The organism is Streptomyces sp. SM11 (genome assembly GCF_002910905.1).
Taxonomy (GTDB): domain Bacteria; phylum Actinomycetota; class Actinomycetes; order Streptomycetales; family Streptomycetaceae; genus Streptomyces.
This window is the reverse complement of record NZ_NEUE01000173.1, coordinates 1-5,306: the sequence shown is the minus strand read 5'-3', so window position 1 is coordinate 5,306 and position 5,306 is coordinate 1. Positions and strand designations below refer to the sequence as shown.

The 5,306-nt window shown below is 64.9% G+C and carries 5 protein-coding genes; 2 read left to right on the top strand and 3 right to left on the bottom strand.

Annotated elements, in window-relative coordinates; genetic code table 11:
* Positions 1-311, bottom strand: a 311-nt coding sequence (locus B9S58_RS15880) for a transposase (protein WP_181009259.1), incomplete at its 3' end; no start/stop codon positions are given.
* Positions 312-541: 230 nt separating this feature from the next.
* On the opposite strand from B9S58_RS15880, the gene B9S58_RS15875 reads away from it, so the two are divergent.
* Positions 542-1,069, top strand: coding sequence for an RHS repeat-associated core domain-containing protein (locus tag B9S58_RS15875; RefSeq protein WP_103532757.1), 528 nt, complete (start codon positions 542-544; stop codon positions 1,067-1,069).
* Positions 1,070-1,939: 870 nt separating this feature from the next.
* On the opposite strand, the gene B9S58_RS15870 is transcribed toward B9S58_RS15875, so the two are convergent.
* Complete coding sequence (locus B9S58_RS15870; protein ID WP_103532758.1) at positions 1,940-3,382, bottom strand: NF041680 family putative transposase; 1,443 nt, start codon at positions 3,380-3,382, stop codon at positions 1,940-1,942.
* Positions 3,383-3,857: 475 nt separating this feature from the next.
* Here B9S58_RS15870 and B9S58_RS15865 point away from each other — a divergent pair, with 475 nt between their 5' ends.
* Positions 3,858-4,307: a VOC family protein gene (locus B9S58_RS15865; RefSeq protein ID WP_219818894.1), complete on the top strand. Its 450-nt coding sequence runs from the start codon at positions 3,858-3,860 to the stop codon at positions 4,305-4,307.
* A 253-nt stretch (positions 4,308-4,560) separates the two neighbouring features.
* Here the strand turns inward: B9S58_RS15865 and B9S58_RS15860 are convergent.
* Positions 4,561-5,306, bottom strand: a 746-nt coding sequence (locus B9S58_RS15860) for an IS630 family transposase (protein WP_107494944.1), incomplete at its 5' end; no start/stop codon positions are given.

Genomic DNA, 5,306 nt, shown 5'->3' with positions numbered 1-5,306 from the left:
CCGGTGTACTGGCGCTGCACGCCCACCGTGCCGGTGCCCTTCTTCAGGTCGCCGGTCTCGTCCACGACCAGCACCGCGTCCTCGTGGTGCAGGTGCTCAACGACGAAGCCCCGGATGTCATCGCGTACCGCGTCGGCGTCCCATCTGGCCCTCGACAGCAGGTGCTGCAGACCATGCGGATTCGCGTCCCCGGCATGCTCGGCGAGCGTCCAGCAGTTCTTGCGCGGCAGGCCCGACAGCAACCCGAGGACGAACGCCCTCGCCCGGCGACGGGGTTCCACCCGGACGAACCGTCCCGCGATACGGCCCATCAAGGCCTCGAACGCCTCCTGCCAGCGAGCAGGATCTATGCTGTGACCCGCGGCCACCACACACCGATGATCACCGGTGGCCGCACCCGTTCCCGGACCAGCCCCGCCCAGCAAGATCGCGATCTACAGCTGGAGTACTAACTCATGATCTGAATCTCAGACAGGACCTAGCGCCGGATCCTCCTTCCTCTTCAACGACCACAAGGGCACTGCGCTCATCGCCATCACACATGGGCGCAGCGCAAGCGGTGACCAGACGCAAGCAACTCCCCTTCGGCGCCTCCCGCTCCACGACCGGCAGCAGTTCCTGGCCCGGCGACCGCGGCTTCGTCGGCGGCACCACCGACCCCACCGGCATGGTTCACCTCGGCGCCCGCGAATATGACCCAACCCTCGGTCGGTTCATCTCCGTCGACCCACTCCTGATCACTGAGGACCCCGCGCAGCACAACCCGTACACCTACGGCAACAACAACCCCATCACTTACTCCGACCCCACAGGCGAAGCGCTGGCGGAGTGCGGAACGTTGATCACCTGCGGCAAGGGCGGAGTCCCGACCAAACCCAAGAAGAAGATCAACAGTGCGGTCTCGGGAGGCAACCCGGGAAGCCCGGGCAACTCAGGCTGTTACGTCCCCTGGGCGCCAGGAAGCAAGAAGCGCATCAAGGCCGACCCGTCCAAGGGCCGCTACAACTCCTACGGCCAGACCACCTACGCTGCCCAAGAGGAATACGATCGCGCCGCAGCGGCAGAATAGATGCGGCAGTCCATTCAGGCGGAGAAAGATCGGCAGAAGCGCGAGCGGGAAGACGCAGGATTCTGGTCCAGCCTCGGTCGAGGTGACATCAAGGCGGCCTGGAATGCTAGCGGCGGAAAGGTGGTTTCGGCAGTCGGAGACCACTTCTCGAAACACTGGCGGGATTGGGTAAATGCTGGTCTCATCGTCGGCGGCTTCCTCGCAGGCGCAGCTTGTGGCGCAACGATCGTTTGCGGCATTGCGGTGGGAGTCACGGTAGGAGCCGCCACGTATACAGTTTCCAACGCTGGCACCAGAAACTGGAACTGGACAAACCGTCGCATCCGGTGCCGGCAGCGGTATCGCCGCCAAGTATGATGGCCCCAAGTTCAACGCAATTACCAGCATGGCTCGCACAAGGATTTCGCTTTGGAAGACGGAGCGAACCCTGGAAAAGATGAGGAAGGATGTCTACGGTGACTAGCAGGCAGTGGAGCATGCGAGCAAAGCTCGCTCTCGGCAGCGTGATTGCCGTTGGAATCTTCATTGCGTGTAGACCGCTGCCAGAGCCGTGGAATATGGTGATCCCGATTCTCTCGGCGATCGCACTGGGGAGTGCTCTTTCCTCGGCGCGCCAGAGGTAGTCACGCACAGGCGTCCATAAGGGTCAATATTGGGGTGCGCTACAGATCGTGCGCTTGGCCTTCCCCCGGTGATGCCCGGATCAGCGAAACGGGCACCACCGGGATCGCTGCGCAATCTGAGCGGTCATTGCCGACAGAGGAGCGAGAAATTGGTAGACAGTGCATTTGTCATCGCATCGGGTGCAACTGGTGGCTACTGAACTTGATTGGGTGATGTCGGTGCCGTTCGCCTGAGCTTGTTCTTTATCTACCAAGACCTTCCAGGCTTGCCGATGGCTTTGAGGGTCTCGGGGCGTTTGACGGTTTTGCCGACGTCGTAGCGGGTTGCCCGGTGTTTGTTCTTGGTGCCGGGTGGTCGTCCAGGGCCGGCTCCTCGGGGTTGGGGAACACCGGCCGGGCAGGCGAGGTGAGCGCGGATGTTCCTGAACCCCCGGCGGACCCGGGCCGGGGCGAGCCGGCCGGAGGCGGTCGGCTTTTCCCAGGGCCGGCGGAGGTCCGCGGCGAGGGGCCGAGCGAGTCGAAGCTGGGTGTGAGCGACGATCAGGAGCCAGGTCCAGCGGTCCGCCGCCTCAGGAGTGCGGAGTTTCGGAGTGGTCCAGCCGAGGGTCTGCTTCGCGAAGCGGAAAGTGTGCTCCAGGTCGAAGCGGCGGAGGAATACCTGCCAGAAGCGGTCCACGTCGTCCGGGGTCGTGCCGGTCTTCGAGGACCACAACCACACCGGCGGAGCGTCCCGGTCCTTCGACAGATGCTCGACCTTCAGCCGGATCAACGTGCCCTCGATCACGGGGAGTTCGCCGTCATGGTCGAGCCATGAGGAGCGGTGGGTGAGCCGTGGGTGGACCCGGTCCCATGCCTGGGTCTCGGCCTTGCCGTAGTTGGTGGTGTCGGTGACCGTGGTGATCGTGGGCTCGGGCCAGGTTTCCGGTTTGGTGAAGCGGAACTCCGGTCCGTGCTTGGGTGGCCGGCCGTTCGTTCCCGGCTGGCGGGGCGGCTTCGGCAGGCGCAAGACGCGGTCGGAGCGGACCCTGCCGACCAGCTCGACGGGCAGGTCGCGCAGGACCCAGGCCAGGTGGGTGACGTCGTAGCCTGCGTCCATGACGATCACGATGGCCGGGTCCCCGCCCCGCCACTGGCCCGCTGCGATGAGCCGTTCGACCACTCCTCGCAGCTGGGCGGAGGTGACCGCGGTGGCGTCGTCCGCAGGTCCCAGCCGGACCGCGTCCAGGATCGCGGTCCAGGACGTGGCCCCCGGCTCCAGCACGGCCACGAAGGAATACGGCCAGCCCGGAATGAACTGCGAGGCGGTCTTCGCCCGTCCGTAGACATGGCAGAACAGCCGGTCTGCCGAGCACGGCGCGTCCGATCGCAGCCAGGGCGACACGTCGACCGCCAGGACCAGGCGCCCGCCGTCGAAACGCGGCAGCGACAGCCCGGCCAGCACGGTCTGCAGCCGTCCGACGTCGATGCGGCCGTGGTTCAGGCCGCCGTACATCGCACCGTGCCCACGCCGATGCTCGGGCAGCAGCGTCAGGTCCACCGGGGACCTCACCGCCCCGTCCGCACACAACACCGCGTCCGCCAGTTCGAACAACTCATCCCGCCGGGCGGTCAGACACTCGTAGAACTCGCCCCGGAAGCGTGACGCTTCCGCGAACGCTTCCCTCTGAACAGCATCAGGCAGCAGACTCACCCTCACGGCCTTCGCTCTGGTCACGTGCACCTTGGTCGGAGCACATGATCAGACGAAGGCCGCCCCCACGTCCGGCGAACCCCCAGGTGAGCGACTCAGTTCGAGACACCGTTCGAGGCCGGAAAGAAGAACAGGCTGAACGTTGCGGCCCGGGACCGGGTCGCAATGCTGTGTCGGGTGCAGCAGGCGGGCTTACGTCTGCGTTGCCCGCCTGGACGCGGGCGGAGCCGCTGGGCCCCTCGAAGGAGGCGCCGACGGCGCGGCTCCACAACGAAGTGGAGACGGTCGCTGCTTGGGGCCCGGAATGCTCGAGCTGTGTAGCGGCGCGGACCGGTCGCGCTACACCAGCCCGCCCAAGCCGCCAGATCCACCTCTCAGCGAACCAGCAACACCACAGGTCAGCGGCCTCGCCGTACACCAACAACCCCCTCCCAGCGTCAGATGCCGGTTTGCCCGGAATGGCAAAATAGAACGCGTGTACGATGTCGCCATAGGCCCAGTTCGAGCCGCCTTTCGTCGCCCGAGAATCAGCACACAACATCTGAAGGGGCTTCCCGCCGTGCCGAGCTTCAAGAATGTCAACGCGGTCCTGCCAGTGACCGATCACGCCGCTGCAGTCGCCTGGTACAAGCAGTGGATCGGACGTGGTCCCGACATCGAGCCTACGGAGGGCGTCGCGGAGTGGCAGCTCGTCGACAACGGGTGGATCCAGGTCGCTTATGACCCGGAGACGGCCGGCAAGACGAGCATCGTCATCGGGGTCGAGGACATCGACTCCCACATCGCTAGCCTCGCGAGCGCGGGCGTGACCTGCGGTGAGATCCAGGATCTCGACTTCATCAAGATGGCGGAGCTCCCGGACCCTGAAGGCAACAAAATCAACTTCGTGTGGGAGAACCCGAGCTACGCGCCTCCGGCGGAGTAAACCAGCACCCGCATGGGCCCCGCCGACGCTGCGGCGGCCCATGCGAGTGCCGCCTGTGCCGGTTTCCCACCTCGCGGCCAGCCGTGCCGCGACGCCCGCCCCTGTGCCCGCCGAATCCCCAGGTGAGCGACTCAGTACGAGACACCGTTCGAGGCCGGAAGAAAAGGAACAAGCTGAGTAATTGTTTTTGAACTCAGGCGGTGCGAAGTACAGAATCCGTCAGGTCTTCTAGTGTCTCGTGATCCTGTTCATGTCAGTTCGAGTTGTTATTGACGAGTTTCTTCACGTTGGTCGCGACGAGTCGGACCTTCGCGAGGACCTCGCCGGCGGTCGCGGTCCAGGTGAACGGTTTGGCCGTTGTGTTCCAGGAGTTGATGTAGTCGCGGATCTGTTTGACCAGGACGTTGACGCTGGAGAAGGTGCCGCGGCGTATGGACTGCCGGGTCAGGATTCCGAACCAGATCTCGATCTGGTTCAGCCACGAGGAGCCGACGGGAGTGAAATGGAAGTGGACGTGTGGGTTCTTCGACAGCCATTCCTTGACCTCCGGGGTGGTGTGCGTCGAGAGGTTGTCCAGGACGACATGGATGTCCTTCCCGGCGTGCGGTTTCACCGCCTTCTTCAGGAAGGCCAGGAAGTCTTTGCCGTTCCGGGTCGGCTTGCACTCGCCGAGCACCTCGCCGGTGCTCACGTTCAGGGCGGCGAACAGGTTCGTGGTGCCGTGCCGGACGTAGCCGGCGGTGCGCTTCTCGCTCGCCGCGAAGGCGACCGGCAGTACCGGCTGGGTCCGGTCCAGCGCCTGGATCTGCGTCTTCTCGTCGATCGAGAGGACCACCGCGCCGCCCGGCGGGGCCAGATACAGGCCGATCACATCGGCCACCTTCTCCGCGAACGCGGGGTCTTTGGAAACCTTGAAAGTGCCGGACCGGTGCGGCTTCAGGCTCTCCTCCCGCCAGATGCGCGCGATGTAGTGCCAGGACACGGTGATGTTCTCGGTCC